Source organism: Ancalomicrobiaceae bacterium S20 (genome assembly GCA_040269895.1).
Classification (GTDB): Bacteria; Pseudomonadota; Alphaproteobacteria; order Rhizobiales; family Ancalomicrobiaceae; genus Methyloraptor; species Methyloraptor flagellatus.
The window spans coordinates 3,971,432-3,986,657 of record CP158568.1 but is presented as its reverse complement, the minus strand read 5'-3'; the positions used below and the strand labels follow the sequence as shown (position 1 = coordinate 3,986,657).

The window sequence follows — 15,226 nt, the reverse complement described above, 5'->3', positions numbered from 1 at the left end:
CCATGTCTCGATTCGATCAGGGGGCCGCAGGGCCCTCGCAGCGCCAGCTCCGCGTCGGCGAGCTGATCCGCCATGCTCTCTCTGAGATCTTCTCCCGCCACGAGGTCAACGATCCCGATCTCGACGGGCTGATCATCACCGTGCCGGAGGTGCGCGTGTCGCCCGACCTGCGTCAGGCGACCGTTCTGGTGATGCCGCTCGGCGGCCGCGAGACCAAGCGGGCCATGGCGGCGCTCGAGCGGAACCGCAAGTGGCTGCGCGGCCAGGTGGCGCGGCGGGTGAACATCAAGTTCGCCGCCGACATCCATTTCCGGCTCGATACCCGCTACGAGGACGACGACCGCGTCAATGCCATGCTGCGCGATCCCGAGATCCGCAAGCATGTCGCGGACGGGTCGGACGAGGCGTGAGCAGAAGCGACCACAGGCGCGGGTCGCGCGCTGCGGGATCCTCACCCGTTGTCCAGATGTGACGCGCTGTTGCGTCATCCCAAGAGTCCTGCGCGCCCGGCGCGGCCAGGACAGCCATTTCCGTCCCGCGGCGGACGAGACCGAATGAAGGATAGCCCCCGTGGCCCGGAAGAAGCGATTTGACGACATCAACGGCTGGCTGGTGCTGGACAAGCCCGTCGGCGTGACTTCCACGCAGGCGGTCGGCCGGCTCAAGCGGCTGTTCCACGCCAACAAGTGCGGCCATGCCGGCACGCTCGATCCGCTGGCGAGCGGCCTACTGCCGATCGCCTTCGGCGAGGCGACCAAGACCGTGCCCTTCGTCATGGACGGGCGGAAGATCTACCGCTTCAACGTCCGCTGGGGCGTCGAGACCGACACCGACGACGCCGAGGGCCGCATCCTCGCCGAGGCGCCGGGTCGCCCGACCGAAGCCGACGTGCTCGCGATCCTGCCGGAGTTCATGGGCGAGATCATGCAGGTGCCGCCAAAATACTCGGCGATCAAGATCGACGGCGAGCGCGCCTACGACCTCGCCCGCGACGGCGAGGAGGTCGTGCTCGAGGCCCGGCCGATCGCGGTGCACCGGCTCGACCTCGTCGGCATGCCCGACGCCGACACGGCCGTGTTCGACTGCGAATGCGGCAAGGGCACCTATGTGCGGGCGCTCGCCCGCGACATCGGTCGCCGTCTCGGCACGCGCGGCCATGTCGTCGCGCTCCGGCGCGTGCTGGTCGGCCCCTTCGGCGAGGCGGAGATGGTGCCGCTCGCCGAGGTCGAGGCCGCGTTCGAGGATGGCGGCAGCGACGCGGTGCGCGAGTACCTCTCGCCGGTGGAAGCCGGTCTTGCCGAGATCCCGGAAGTGCCGATGCACCGCGACGCCGCCGCGCGCCTGCGCCGCGGCCAGTCGGTGATCCTGCGCGGCCGCGACGCGCCGCTCGACACGGCTGCGGCCTATGCGACCTGCGGCGGCGAACTGGTCGCGCTCGGCGAGGTCGCCCGCGGCGAATTCGTGCCGAAGCGCGTCTTCGTGCTCGACGGCGAGAGCGTCTGACGCAAACCCGCCGTCCAATCCCGACACATGAAAAACGCCGGCCGTGGAGCCCCACGGCCGGCGTTTTCATTCGAGAGGCAAGGGCGGCGCGTCCGTCCCTAAGGGCCCCCCCTAAGGTCCGCCTCGACGATCCACCTCGGCTCGGTCCGGCCGGAACGCAAGGTCCCGGCCGGACCGACCCGTCAGTGGTTGTCGCGCGGCACGCCGTAGGTTTCGGCGACGCGCTGATACTTGACCGCCGGCTTCAGCACCATGCCGTTGCCGAGCTGGTCGACGATGCCGCGCTGGATCTCCTGCCACGGCGTCTGCGAGCCGGGGAAGTGATAGCCGCCGTCGGCGCCGAGCGCGGCGCGGCGGGCTTCCAGCTCCTCGTCGGAGATCAGGATGTCGGCCGTGCCCTTCCGGAGGTCGATGCGCACGCGATCGCCGCTCTTCAGGAGCGCGAGACCGCCACCCGCCGCGGCTTCCGGCGAGGCGTTGAGGATCGACGGCGATCCGGAGGTGCCCGACTGGCGGCCGTCGCCGATGCACGGCAGCGAGAGGATGCCGCGCTTGATCAGGTAGGCCGGCGGCCGCATGTTCACGACCTCCGCGCCGCCCGGATAGCCGATGGCACCGGTGCCGCGCATGAACAGCAGCGTGTATTCGTCGATGCCGAGGCTCTCGTCATCGATGCGGTGGTGATAGTCCTCCGGCCCGTCGAACACGATCGCCTTGCCCTCGAAGGCCTCCGGATCGTTCGGGTTCGACAGGTAGCGGTCGCGGAACTCCTGCGAGATCACGCTGGTCTTCATGATCGCGTTGTCGAACAGGTTGCCCGACAGGACGAGGAAGCCGGCCTTCTCCTTGAGCGGCCGCTCGAACGGACGGATGACGTTCTCGTCCTCGATCGTGGCGCCGCGGCAGTTGTCGCCCATGGTCTTGCCGTTGACGGTCAGCGCGTTCTCGCGGATCAGCCCCTGCTTCATGAGCTGGGCGACCACCGCCGGCACGCCGCCGGCGTGATGGTAGTCCTCGCCGAGATACTCGCCGGCCGGCTGCAGGTTCACGAGCAGCGGAATGTCGTGACCGTACTCCTGCCACTCGCGGATATCGAGCGGCACGCCGATGTGGCGGGCGAGCGCGGCGAGATGGATCGGCGCGTTGGTCGAGCCGCCGATCGCCGAGTTGACGCGGATCGCGTTGATGAAGGCGTCCTTGGTCAGGATGTCCGAGGGCTTCAGATCCTCGGCGACCATCTCGACGATGCGCTTGCCGGTCAGATAGGCGATCTGCTGGCGCTCGCGATAGGGGGCCGGGATCGCTGCCGAACCCGGCAGCTGCATGCCGAGCGCCTCGGCGAGCGAGTTCATCGTCGTCGCGGTGCCCATCGTGTTGCAATAGCCGGTCGACGGCGCCGAGGAGGCGACCAGATCGACGAAGCCGGCGTAGTCGATCTCGCCGGCGGCCATCATCTCGCGCGCCTTCCAGACGATCGTGCCCGAGCCGGTGCGCTGGCCCTTGTACCAGCCGTTCAGCATCGGCCCGACCGACAGCGCGATCGCCGGGATGTTGACGGTCGCGGCCGCCATCAGGCAGGCCGGCGTGGTCTTGTCGCAGCCGATCGTGAGCACGACGCCGTCGAGCGGGTAGCCGTAGAGCACCTCGACGAGGCCGAGATAGGCGAGGTTGCGGTCGAGCGACGCGGTCGGCCGCTTGCCGGTCTCCTGGATCGGATGCACCGGGAACTCGATCGCGATGCCGCCGGCTTCGCGGATGCCCTCGCGCAGCCGCTCGGCGAGCACGAGATGGTGCCGGTTGCAGGGCGACAGGTCCGAGCCGGTCTGGGCGATGCCGATGATCGGTTTGCCCGATTGCAGCTCCTCGCGCGTCAAACCGTAGTTCAGATAGCGCTCCAGGTAGAGCGCGGTCATGTCCGGGTTCGCCGGATTGTCGAACCAGGCGCGCGAGCGCAGGCGCTTCTCGCCCGGGATACCGTTGCCGTGACCGTCGGCCATGTCTCTCTCCTCGGTGTCTTCCGTTTCTTTCATTGATGGTTCGGCCGGCTTCGGGTCGCGCCGGTCGGGTCGGGAGTCGTCTGCTTGGCCCGCGGGTCGAGCGCGCGCCGGTTCATGCCCTCGGTGATGACGGCGAGCATCGCCGCCTCCGCGCCGCGCGGATCGTGTTCGCGGATCGCATCGACGATGCGCTCGTGCGCATCGGCGGTGGCGCGCTGCCGCTCGGGATCGTCGACGGGCGAGTGAAGCGTGAACGAGGCGGTCAGCGCCGCCTCGATCACCGCGCCCATCGAGCGCATGAACGGATTGCCGGAGGCCGAGGCCACCGCCAGATGGAAGGCGTTGTCGATCAGCGCATAGCTCTCGCGCGAATGGCCGGGCCGGCGCATGTCCGAGACGCAGTCTTCCAGAAAGGTCACGTCCGCATCGGTGCGGCGTTCGGCGGCCAGCGCGGCCGCGGCCGGCTCCAGTGCCAGCCGTACCTCGAACAGGCTTTTCAGGAACCCGGCATCCATGCCGAGTTCGATGCGCCAGGCGATGACGTCCGCATCGAACATGGTCCAATGCTCGGGATCGAGCACACGGGTGCCGACCCGGGTCTTCGGCTGCACCATGCCCTTGGCGGCGAGCGTCTTCATCACTTCGCGCAGCACCGTGCGCGAAATGCCGAAGCGCGTCATGAGTTCGGTCTCGTTCGGCACGATGTCGCCGGGCTTCAGCGTGCCGGTCAGGATCTCGATGCCGAGCGCGCGGGCGACCCGCGCCTGGCTCGACAGCGCATGCGGCGGGGCGAGGCGGCTCGCCGGGCCGCGGCCGGCGCCGTAGCTGCTCGCGGTCATGCGTCGCTCCTCTCCGCGCGGTCCCGGCAATGTCCGCGCCCTTTCGCGGAGCCCCTCTCGGCCCAGCGCAGGTCGACTGTGACATGTCGGAGGCGATCTGAATAGTACTATGATATGAAAAATCGTCGCGGCGGCAATGTCGCGCGGGAATGAAGCCTGCGACACAAATCGTCCGCCGCCGCTGGCTGCGCCGAGCTCGGGTCGGTGTCTTTCTCGGCCGGGCAGATGCCGCGGAGCCGTGGGCGACGCTACTGCCGCACCACGTCCGGGGCGTCGACGGCCTCCATCCGGAAAGCCGCCGCCATCAGGGCGCGCGTATAGTCCGAGGTCGGCGCGTCGAACACGGTCGCGGCCGGTCCCTGCTCGACGACCTTGCCGTCCTTCATGACGATGACGTCGTTGGCGAGCGCGCGCACGACCTTGAGGTCGTGCGAGATGAACAGATAGGCGAGGCCGTGTTTGCGCTGGAGATCGCGCAGCAGGTCGACCACCTGCGCCTGCACCGACATGTCGAGGGCCGAGGTCGGCTCGTCGAGCATGACGAACTTCGGCTCCAGCACCATGGCGCGCGCGATCGAGATGCGCTGGCGCTGGCCGCCGGAGAATTCGTGCGGGTAGCGATGCCGCGTTTCGGGGTCGAGGCCGACCTCCTGCAAGGCCGCGACGACCCGCGCGGTGCGCTCGGCCTCGCCGAGCTTCGGCATGTGCACCGCGAGGCCCTCGGCGATGATGTCCTCGATCGACAGGCGCGGGCTCAGCGATCCGAACGGATCCTGGAACACCACCTGCATGTTGCGCCGCATCGGCCGCGTCTCGGCCGACTTCAGACCTTGTACGTCGCGGCCCATCACCACGATCCGTCCTTCGGACGCGATCAGCCGGAGCATGGCGAGGCCGAGCGTGGTCTTGCCCGAGCCGGACTCGCCGACGACGCCGACGGTCTGGCCCTCGCGGACCCGCACCGTCACGCCGTCGACCGCCTTGACGTGCCCGACCGTCTTGCGGAACAGGCCGCGCTTGATCGGGAACCAGACCTTGAGGTTGTCGGTCTCCGCGACCACCGGCGCGGCCGGATCGCTCGCCGGCGGCTCGCCCTTCGGCTCGGCCGCCAGCAGATGCCGGGTGTAGGCGTGCTGGGGGCTGCGGAAGATCTCGGTCGTCGGACCGGTCTCGACGATCTTGCCCTTGGTCATCACCGAGACCCGGTCGGCGATGCGGCCGACGATGCCGAGGTCATGGGTGATGAACAGGATCGCGAGCCCCATGCGGGCCTGGATCTCCTCGAGCAGCTTCAGGATCTGTGCCTGCACCGTGACGTCGAGCGCCGTGGTCGGCTCGTCGGCGATCAGCAGGTCCGGCTCGTTGGCGAGCGCCATGGCGATCATGACGCGCTGGCGCTGGCCGCCGGAGAGCTGGTGCGGATAGGAGGCGAGCCGGCTCGCCGGATCGGAGATACCGACCGCCGAGAGCAGCTCCAGCACCCGGTCGCGGGCGGCGCGTTCGCCGAGCCCCTTGTGCAGGCGCAGGATCTCGGCCACCTGCCGCTCCACGGTGTGGAGCGGGTTCAGCGACGTCATCGGCTCCTGGAACACCATGGTGATGTCGTTGCCGCGCACCGCGCGCAGTTCGGCGTCGGAGGCCTGCAGCAGATCGCGACCCTTGAACAGGATCTCGCCGGTCGGATGCGAGGCGGCCGGATAGGGCAGGAGCCGCGGGATCGACATGGCGGTCACCGACTTGCCCGAACCGGACTCGCCGACGAGCGCGACGGTCTCGCCCTTGGCGATGTCGAAGGAGACGCCGTCGACCGCCCGGAACTCGCGCCCGTCCTGCCGGAAGGCGACCGAGAGATTGCGGACGGAGAGGAGGGGCGATGTCATGTCAGCGATATCCGATGAAGAAGGCGGCCAACGAATCCGCTTCGAGACCGAGGACGGGAATCCCGTGGTAACGCCCGAGCCGGCAGTCTTCGGACAGGACCGCGTCGCAGCCGGCTCTAAGCGCCGTCGCGACGTGGACGGCATCGGGCAACTTCAATCCGCCGGAGCGTGCACGCAGAGCGGCCGCGTCGCGCAGAATCTCGATCGTGACGGGGACCGCGTGGTCCGGCCCCAGGCTCGCGATCTGCTGTTCATATGCGTCGATCAGCACGATGTCGCCGACCTTGATCGGGTGGACCAGAAGTTCGGAGAGCGTCAATTCGCTGGTGACCACGTCGATCTGTCCCGCGTCCCGGAGAGCGACGACCTCCCGGGCGAGATCGCGCACCCGGTCCGCAGCTTCCATCGCCGCCACGAAGACGTTGGTGTCGGCGTAGATCCGCGGCCTCCGCATCGGTCAGTCCGGCTCCCCGTCCCTGACGGCGCGAATCCAGGCGACGACCTCTTCGGCATTGGCGAAGTTGTCGCGCCGGATACCGAAGTGGGGCGTGAACACCGGCTCGCGCGGCTCGCCCGGCGGCAAGAGCCGGGAGAGATCCAACCGTTCGCCGGCCGCAGGCGTCTCGGCCGCCTCGGTCTCGGTGACAACCACGGTCACCTCCCGGCTCGGATCGATGTCGCCCCGGACCCGCTCCGGCAATTCGCCCGCGACGATGGTGCTGCGCACGATCTTGTTCATCACCGCGCCTCCTCGGCCCGATCCTACCATGCGCTCACCCGAAGGTCTTGCGCGGGTCGAAGGCGTCGCGGACGGCCTCGCCGACGAAGATCAAGAGCGACAGCATCAGCGAGATCAGGAAGAAGCCGGTCAGGCCGAGCCAGGGGGCCTGCAGGTTGTTCTTGCCCTGCGCCAGCAGCTCGCCGAGCGACGGCGAGCCGGGCGGCAGGCCGAAGCCGAGGAAGTCGAGCGAGGTCAGCGTCGTGATCGACCCGTTCAGGATGAACGGCATGAAGGTCAGCGTCGCGACCATCGCATTCGGCAGCAGGTGCCGGATCATGATGGTGAAGTTGCCGACGCCGAGCGCGCGGGCGGCGCGCACATATTCGAAGTTCCGCGCACGCAGGAACTCCGCGCGCACCACGCCCACGAGACTGACCCAGGAGAACAGCAGCAGGATGCCGAGCAGGATCCAGAAACTCGGCACGAACATCGAGGAGATGATCAGGAGCAGGTACAAGTGGGGCAGCGAACTCCAGATCTCGATGAAGCGCTGGAACAGCAGATCGGTCCAGCCACCGAAGAAGCCCTGCACCGCGCCGGCAGCAACGCCGACGAACGACGACACGATCGTCAGGACGAGGCCGAACAGCACCGAGATCCGGAAGCCGTAGATCAGCCGCGCGACCACGTCGCGGGCCTGATCGTCGGTGCCGAGCCAGTTCCAGTTGCCGATCGTGCAGTTCGGATCGTCGACGCCCTTCGTATAGCGCTCGCAGCGCTTGGCCTTGTCGTACATCCATGAAGGCTTGGCAGGTGCCGGATCCGGGATCTCATTGTTGGGCGTGTTGTAGGAGTACCGGATCGGCGGCCACAGCATCCAGCCGTTCGCCGCGATCTCGTCCTGGATCACCGGGTCGCGATACTGGGTTTGCGGCAGGAAGCCGCCGAATTTCGCTTCCGGATAGTCCTTCAGGATCGGCGAAAGCAACTCGCCCTTGTAGGAGATCAGGATCGGCCGATCGTTGCAGATCAGTTCGGAGAACAGCGACAGGATGAACAGGGTGAGGAACACCCAGAGCGACCAGTAGCCCCGCTTATTGGCCTTGAAGTTGCGCCAGCGCCGCTCGTTGAGCGGCGATAGTCGGCGCTTCCGCGTCACCGGCACGGCGGTGCCGGCCGGGTTCGCCAGCGTGGTCTGGGGGGGCGCCTCGGGCGTGGCGGTGGCGGGCGTCAGTGCGTCCATGATCAGACCTCCCGGCTCTCGAAGTCGATCCGCGGATCGATCCAGGTGTAGGTGAGGTCGGAGATCAGGTTCACGACGAGGCCGATCAGCGAGAAGATATAGAGAGTGGCGAATACGACGGGGTAGTCACGGTTGACGACCGACTCGAAGCCGAGCAGGCCGAGCCCGTCGAGCGAGAAGATCGTCTCGATCAGCAGCGAACCGCCGAAGAACGCGCCGATGAAGGCGCCCGGGAAACCGGCGATCACCAGCAGCATGGCATTGCGGAACACGTGGCCGTAGAGCACCTGCCGGTCGTTGAGCCCCTTCATGCGCGCCGTGGTGACGTATTGCTTGCGGATCTCGTCGAGGAACGAGTTCTTGGTCAGCAGCGTAGAGGTGGCGAAGGCGCTGATCGCCATGGCGATCAGCGGCAGCACGAGGTGCCAGAAATAGTCGGCCATCGCGCGCGGATCGGTGATCCAGTGATACCAGGGCATGCCGTTGTACTGCTCGGACCACAGGCCGCGCAGCGGGAACCAGTTGAAGTAGGAGCCGCCGGCGAACAGCACGACCAGCAGGATCGCGAACAGGAAACCCGGAATCGCGTAGCCGACGACGATCACGGCGCTGGTCCAGACGTCGAAGCGCGAGCCGTCGCGGATCGCCTTCGAAATGCCGAGCGGGATCGAGATGCCGTAGGAGAGCAGCGTCATCCAGAGCCCGAGCGAGATCGAGACCGGCATCTTCTCCTTGATCAGCTGCAATACCGAGATCGAGCGGAAGTAGCTCTCGCCGAAATCGAACGTAGCGTAGTTCTTCAACATGATGAAGAAGCGCTCGAGCGGCGGCTTGTCGAAGCCGAACTGCTTCTCGAGCTTCTTGATGAACTCCGGATCGAGTCCCTGCGCGCCGCGATACTTCGAACTCCCGGCGTCCGCGCCTTGTGCGCCGGCGCCCTGGACGCCGGCGAAGTCGCCGCCGCCGCCCGAGATGCGCGCCGTGGCGCCGACGTCGGTGCCGGTCAGCTGCGCGATCACGCGCTCGACCGGCCCGCCGGGCGCGAACTGCACGATGACGAAGCTGATCGCCATGATGCCGATCAGCGTCGGGATCATCAGGAGGATGCGGCGGAAGATATAGGCTGCCATCGTCGCGGCGGTCTTTCCGGTTTCAGGGCGCGCAGCCCGATCCACTTCCCATAACGGATTCGGCGTTGCCGATCAGAGCCCCTTGTCGAGCCGCTTCGCCTTGTCCCGATCGATCCACCAGATCGCGGCGAGCGCCAGATCGTAGGGCGGCGTCTCCGGCCGGCCGTAGACGTCCCACATCGCCATCCAGTGCGAGGCCTTGAACCAGTGCGGCACCCAGTAGCGGCCGGCGCGCAGCACGCGGTCGAGCGCGCGGGCTGCCGCGACCATCGCCGGGCGGGTCGGCGCCCCCAGCACCTTTTCGATCAGCGCGTCGACGACCGGATCCCGGATGCCCGACAGGTTCGAAGAGCCCGGCTGCGCCGCGCTCTTCGAACCCCAGTAGAGCCGCATGCCCTCGTCGGGCGTCGGCGACAAGGAATAGCGCCGCACGATGGCGTCGTAGTCGAAGTCGCGCAGCCGCTTCTCGAACTGCGACGGGTCGACCACGCGGCTCGTCGCGCTGACGCCGAGCGCCGCGAGGTTCTGCACATAGGGGCCGACGACGCGGCCGAAGATCGGATCGGAATCGAGGAACTCGATATCGAGCGTCTCGCCCTTGGCGTTGCGCAGCCGGCCGTCCTTGTTGACCCAGCCGGCCGCCGTGAACAGCTCGTTGGCGCGCCGGAACAGCTTGCGGTCACGCCCCGAGCCGTCCGAGACCGGCGGCGACCACGGCTCGTCGAACACCTCGTCCGGCACCTTGCCGCGGAACGGCTCGAGCAGCGCGACCTCTTCCGGCGAAGGCTTGCCGCTCGCCTTGAGGTCGGAGTTCTCGAAGAACGAGTGGGTGCGCCGATACGAGCCGAAGAACAGGTTCTTGTTCGACCACTCGAAATCGAACGCGAGCCCGATCGCCTCCCGCACGCGCGGATCGGCGAATTTCTCCCTCCGCGTGTTCAGGAACCAGCCCTGTGCGCCCGACGGCGAGCCGTCGGAGAGCTCGAAGCGCACGACGCGGCCGTCCTTGAACGCCGGGAAATCATATTGCTGCGCCCAGACGATCGAGGTGAACTCCTCGCGCAACAGATACTGCCCGGCCTTGAAACCCTCGAAGGCCGTGGTCCGCTCGCGATACATCTCGTAGCGGATCACGTCGAAATTGTTCTGGCCGACATTGACCGGCAGATCCTTGGCCCAGTAGTCGGCGACGCGCTCGTATTCGATATAGCGGCCGGCATCGAACCGGCCGACCTTGTAGGGCCCCGAGCCGAGCGGCACGTCGAGCGTCGACTGTTCGAAATCGTGGCTGGCGTAGTAGGCCTTCGACAGGATCGGCAGCGTCGCGATCACCTGGATCAGCCCGCGCGACTGCTTGCCCGACAGTTTCACCACCACCGTCGACGGCCCCTCGGCGGTCGCCGAGACCATGTCGCGGATCGTTTCGGTGATCTGCGGATGGCCTTTCTCTTTCAGCAGCGTCAGCGAAAAGGCGACGTCCTCGGCCGTGAGCGGCGTCCCGTCATGCCAGCGCGCTTCGGGGCGCAGCGTGAACACGAAGGTGTTGCCGCCGTCGGCGGCGCGCACCGACTTCGCGACGAGCCCGTAGACCGCGTCCGGCTCGTCGAGCGCGCGCACCATCAGCGTATCGTAGATCACGGTCAGGCCGACCGCCGCGTCGCCCTTCAGGATCAGCGTGTTGAGGCTGTTGAAGGTCTGCGGGTTCTGGTTGAACGCCCAGCGCCCGGCGATGGTCGAAAGCCGGCCGCCTTTCGGCGCGTCCGGCCGCACATAGGCGAAGTGCTTGAAGTCGGCCGGGTATTTGAGATCGCCGAACACCGAGAGCCCGTGACTCTCGACACCCTCCGGCAGCGCCGCCGCGGCACGGCTGAAGCCGTCCGGTCCGCCGAACGCGAGACCTGCGGCCGCAAGTCCCAACCCGCCGAGCACGCCGCGGCGGCTCGGGGTGGTGCGGTACAGCACCTCGGCCATCCGCTCCAGGCCGATCGGCACGAGCGATCCGTCCATGCCGCGCGGCGTGCCGCGCCGGCTCACTTCGGCGCCCCCGTCTTGGCGGCCTTGGTGGCATCCCACCACCAGATGGTCGGGAAGCCGGTCGAGTATTTCGGCAGGGTCGCCGGGTGGCTGAACCGGTCCCAGCGCGCCATGCGGGTCGCGGTGGTGGTCCAGCCGGGGATCACATAGTGGTTCCAGAGCAGCACGCGATCGAGCGCGTGGGTGGCGTCGACCAGCTCGGTGCGGTCCTTGGCGAAGATCACGCGCTTGATCAGATAGTCGATCGCCGGATTCTTGATGCCGGCGTAGTTGCGCGAACCCTCTCGGTCGGCGGCCTCGGAGCCGAAGAAGTCGTTCTGCTCGTTGCCGGGCGACAGCGACTGGCCCCAGCCGGTGTAGATCAGGTCGAAATCGCGCGACCGCACGCGGTTCTGATACTGTGAACTGTCGACCGAGCGGATGGTGAGGTCGATGCCGATCTTGGCGAGCTGCTCGCGGTAGCGCACGCCGACGCGCTCGAAGGTCGGGCCGTTCATCAGGAACTCGATCCGGAACGGTTCCTTCTTGGCGTTGACGAGCTTCGTCCCTTCGATGGTCCAGCCGGCCTCGCCGAGCAGCTTCAGCGCCTCGCGCAGGTTGGTGCGCTCGGCGGTCGCGTCGGCCGCGACCGGGTTCATGTAGGGCTTGGTGAACACCTCGGCCGGGATCGGGCCCTTGTCCTTGGCCTCGTTCAGCATCGCGAGCTCGGCGCCCTGCGGCACGCCGGTCGCGCCGAGTTCGGTCGGGTAGAAGTAGCTGGAGATGCGCTCGTACTGGCCGAAGAACGTCGTCCGGTTCATGTCCTCGAACGGCATGGCCAGATTGAGCGCCTGCCGCACGCGCGGATCCTGGAAGATCGGCCGGCGCAGGTTCGGCACGAAGCCGACCATGACGCCGGAGCCGCGCTCGGTCAGCTTCTCGAGCACCACGCGGCCCTGCTGGCGGGCCGGGAAGTCGTAGGCGGTCGCCCAGTTCTTCGCCGAGTTCTCGAAGCGGGCGTCGTAATTGTCGCCCTTGAAGGCCTCGAGCTCGACCTGGTCGTCGCGGAAATACTCGTAGCGGATCTGGTCGAAGTTGTTCTGGCCGACGTTCACGGCCAGATCCTTGCCCCAGTAGTCCTTCACCCGCTCATAGGTCACGCTGCGGCCGGGGCTGAACTCCTTCAGCCGGTAGGGCCCGGAGCCGAGCGGGATTTCGAGCGTCGTGCGCGTGATGTCCCGCTTCTGGCCGTCCGGCCCGGTGCCGGTCCACCAGTGCTTCGGCAGCACGGTGAGCTGGCCGATGATCTGCGGCAGTTCGCGGTTGCCGGTCTGGTCGAAGGTGAAGGTGACCTCGTGCTCGCCGGTCGCCTCGACCTTCTTCACGTGGCGATAATAGAAGGCCTGGCTCGGATTGTTGGCGACGGTCGCCTCGAACGACCACACCACGTCGTCGGGCGTGATCGGCTTGCCGTCGTGCCACTTGGCCTCGGGCCGAAGCCGATACTTCGCCCACGCGAAATCGGGCGGATACTGCAGCGCCTCGGCGATCTCGCCGTATTCCGTCGAGACCTCGTCGAGCGACGGCGTCATGAGCTGCTCGTAGATCAGCCCGACGCCGGCGGCAGGATTGCCCTTCGGGATCAGCGGATTGAAGCTGTCGAAGGTGCCGTCGGTCGAAAGCCTGAGCGTGCCGCCCTTCGGCGCATCCGGATTGACGTAGTCGAAGCGCTTGAAATCCGGCGGATACTTGAGCTCGCCGAGCAGCGCCGCGCCGTGGCGCCAGGGGAGATCCTCCGCGTGGGACGGGCCGGCCGGCAGGATGAAGGCGGCGGCGAACCCGAGAATGGCGAGCGTGGCGGACCGGATCGGGTGCGGGCAGATCGAGCGCGGGGCGGAATGGCGCATGGGGCGAACTTCGTCTCCACTTGGATTACATCGGGCCGACGGTTCGGCCGGTCGACGAACGTCGTCCGACCCGCGCGTCCCGGCGCCCCTTCGCTGGCGCCGCGACACCGTCGCGCTTCGAGATCACCCCGCGAGCGCGAATGGGCCATGACAATATGTCCAAAATAACGCGCCCGCGCCGCTTCGGAAGAGGGCTCGTCGCCTGAGGCGCGAATTGGACGCGGCATCGTCGTCGAGCCGGCCGTGACCCGCGGAGCGGGCGGGAGCGCGGCCGTGGGCCGGCCCATGAGAGAGTCCGTGAACACGGCCCATGAAAAAGGCCGGGACGAGCCCGGCCTTCTCGAAATTCAGATCTCGCGTGCCGATCAGTTCGGCAGCGGCGCCGGCGCATCGGCCTTCGAATGCAGGAACATGATCACCGCGGCACGATCGTCCGGGTTGTCGAGGCCCTTGAACGACATCTTGGTGCCCTTCACGACCGCGCCCGGGTTGGCGAGGAAGTGATCGAGATCATCGTAGGTCCACTTCTGGCCCTGCTTGCCGAGGTCGGCGAGGGCGCCCGAATAGCCGAAGCCGGCCTCGGAGCCCTTCACGCGGTCGACGACGCCGTAGAGGTTCGGGCCGACCTTGTTGCCAGCCCCCTTCTCCGGGGTATGGCACGAGGCGCACTTGGCGAAGACCTTCTGGCCGGCATCGGCCGTGGCGGTCTTGAGGCGCGCCGCGATCGGCGCCACTTCGGCGGCCTTGGCGCCGGCGTCGCCGCCCGCCTTGGTCTCGGCGACCGCGACCATGAAGCCCGGCTTCTCGGGCGCCGGCTGGTCGAAGATGATGTCGGTGATGATTCCGAGACCCATCGCGAACAGGCAGGCGCCCAGCACCGCACCGGCGATCTTGTTCAACTCGAAGGAATCCATGCCTTTTCCGCTCCGCTGATCGCGTGCGGCGCGCGGGCGCGCGCACTCGTCTCGACAGCCGTCAGCCGGCCTGATGGGGGTCTATTACGGCGGCGCGAAAACTACAAGCTTCCTCTCGCCGATGTCCCTACGTATAACGGCATGCCTCGCCGCCGCGAACCGCCACTTCCGTCCAAGACGCGCGCCATTTTCGACGCCTCGCTCCGACGGCCCCGGTCAGGCGGCGGCGCCCGCCGCAGTCCAAGAAGCCGCCGTTGTTCGATGAGCAGCGTTTCGTGAGTAGCGTCCCATGAGCCGTCCGCCTGCGCCGCCCCCCGCGCCGATCTCCCGCACGCTCGTGCTCGTCCCCGCCCGCATGACCGCGACCCGCCTGCCCGGCAAGCCGCTCGCCGACATCGCCGGGGTGCCGATGATCGTGCAGGTCTGGCGCCGCGCGACCGAGGCCGGCATCGGCCCTGTCGTGGTCGCCGCCGACGACCAGCGGATCGTCGACGTCGTCGAGGCTGCCGGCGGCCGCGCCGTGCTGACCGACCCGAACCACCCTTCCGGCTCCGATCGCATCTTCGAGGCACTGCGGCTCGTCGATCCGAACGCCGAGGCCGAGGTCGTCGTCAACGTCCAGGGCGACCTGCCAACCATCGAGCCCGAGGCGGTCCGCGCCGCGATCCGACCGCTCGAAGATCCGGCCGTCGACATTGCCACGCTGACCGCCGCGATCGTCCGCGACGACGAGAAGACCAATCCGAACGTCGTGAAGGTCGTCGGCGCGCCGCTCGGCCCCTCGCGGCTGCGCGCGCTCTACTTCACCCGCGCGACCGCCCCCATGGCGACGGTCCGCTCTATCACCACATCGGGCTCTACGCCTACCGGCGCGCCGCGCTCGAGCGCTTCGTGCGCATGCCGCCCTCGACGCTCGAGAAGCGCGAGAAGCTCGAGCAGCTGCGCGCGCTCGAGGCCGGCATGCGCATCGACGTCGAAATCGTCGCGACCGTGCCCCTCGGCGTCGATACGCCCGAGGATCTCGAACGGGCGCGCGACCTCCTCGGCCACGGCTGAACCGCCGGTGCCGCAACGAAAAC

General features: G+C 67.8%; 12 protein-coding genes and 1 pseudogene. 3 read left to right on the top strand and 10 right to left on the bottom strand.

Annotation, left to right across the window (positions count from 1 at the left end; genetic code table 11):
• Window positions 1–2: 2 nt before the first annotated feature.
• Both rbfA and truB read left to right on the top strand, forming a co-directional pair.
• Complete coding sequence (rbfA, locus tag ABS361_18050; protein ID XBY43942.1) at window positions 3–410, top strand: 30S ribosome-binding factor RbfA; 408 nt, start codon at window positions 3–5, stop codon at window positions 408–410.
• A gap of 160 nt (window positions 411–570) precedes the next feature.
• Window positions 571–1,503: a tRNA pseudouridine(55) synthase TruB gene (truB, locus tag ABS361_18045; protein ID XBY43941.1), complete on the top strand. Its 933-nt coding sequence runs from the start codon at window positions 571–573 to the stop codon at window positions 1,501–1,503.
• Window positions 1,504–1,685: 182 nt separating this feature from the next.
• Here the strand turns inward: truB and ABS361_18040 are convergent, their stop codons facing one another.
• The 10 genes from ABS361_18040 to ABS361_17995 form a co-directional block, all read right to left on the bottom strand.
• A complete protein-coding gene (locus ABS361_18040) occupies window positions 1,686–3,500 on the bottom strand; it encodes an IlvD/Edd family dehydratase (protein ID XBY43940.1) in 1,815 nt (604 codons plus the stop codon).
• Window positions 3,501–3,529: 29 nt separating this feature from the next.
• A complete protein-coding gene (locus tag ABS361_18035) occupies window positions 3,530–4,339 on the bottom strand; it encodes a FadR/GntR family transcriptional regulator (protein ID XBY43939.1) in 810 nt (269 codons plus the stop codon).
• Between the two features lie 248 nt (window positions 4,340–4,587).
• A complete protein-coding gene (locus tag ABS361_18030; GenBank protein ID XBY46935.1) occupies window positions 4,588–6,228 on the bottom strand; it encodes an ABC transporter ATP-binding protein in 1,641 nt (546 codons plus the stop codon).
• Window positions 6,221–6,673 carry a type II toxin-antitoxin system VapC family toxin gene (locus tag ABS361_18025; protein XBY43938.1) on the bottom strand — a complete coding sequence of 151 codons (453 nt, stop codon included), beginning with the start codon at window positions 6,671–6,673 and terminating at the stop codon, window positions 6,221–6,223. The genes ABS361_18030 and ABS361_18025 overlap by 8 nt, the downstream gene beginning before the upstream one ends.
• Before the next feature lie 3 nt (window positions 6,674–6,676).
• Window positions 6,677–6,958 carry a hypothetical protein gene (locus ABS361_18020; GenBank protein ID XBY43937.1) on the bottom strand — a complete coding sequence of 94 codons (282 nt, stop codon included), beginning with the start codon at window positions 6,956–6,958 and terminating at the stop codon, window positions 6,677–6,679.
• A 34-nt stretch (window positions 6,959–6,992) separates the two neighbouring features.
• A complete protein-coding gene (locus tag ABS361_18015; GenBank protein ID XBY43936.1) occupies window positions 6,993–8,183 on the bottom strand; it encodes an ABC transporter permease in 1,191 nt (396 codons plus the stop codon).
• Between the two features lie 2 nt (window positions 8,184–8,185).
• Window positions 8,186–9,313 (bottom strand): microcin C ABC transporter permease YejB, encoded by a 1,128-nt coding sequence (locus ABS361_18010; GenBank protein ID XBY43935.1) that lies wholly within the window; start codon window positions 9,311–9,313, stop codon window positions 8,186–8,188.
• 72 nt (window positions 9,314–9,385) lie between these two features.
• The gene (locus ABS361_18005; GenBank protein XBY43934.1) at window positions 9,386–11,347 is read right to left on the bottom strand and encodes an extracellular solute-binding protein; all 1,962 of its coding nucleotides are present in this window, start codon (window positions 11,345–11,347) and stop codon (window positions 9,386–9,388) included.
• A complete protein-coding gene (locus tag ABS361_18000; GenBank protein ID XBY43933.1) occupies window positions 11,344–13,233 on the bottom strand; it encodes an extracellular solute-binding protein in 1,890 nt (629 codons plus the stop codon). The genes ABS361_18005 and ABS361_18000 overlap by 4 nt, the downstream gene beginning before the upstream one ends.
• Window positions 13,234–13,598: 365 nt before the next feature.
• Window positions 13,599–14,147: a cytochrome c family protein gene (locus ABS361_17995; protein ID XBY43932.1), complete on the bottom strand. Its 549-nt coding sequence runs from the start codon at window positions 14,145–14,147 to the stop codon at window positions 13,599–13,601.
• A 289-nt stretch (window positions 14,148–14,436) separates the two neighbouring features.
• Between ABS361_17995 and ABS361_17990 the strand changes: the two are divergent.
• Window positions 14,437–15,203 (top strand): annotated as a pseudogene (locus tag ABS361_17990) (3-deoxy-manno-octulosonate cytidylyltransferase).
• Window positions 15,204–15,226 lie beyond the last annotated feature (23 nt).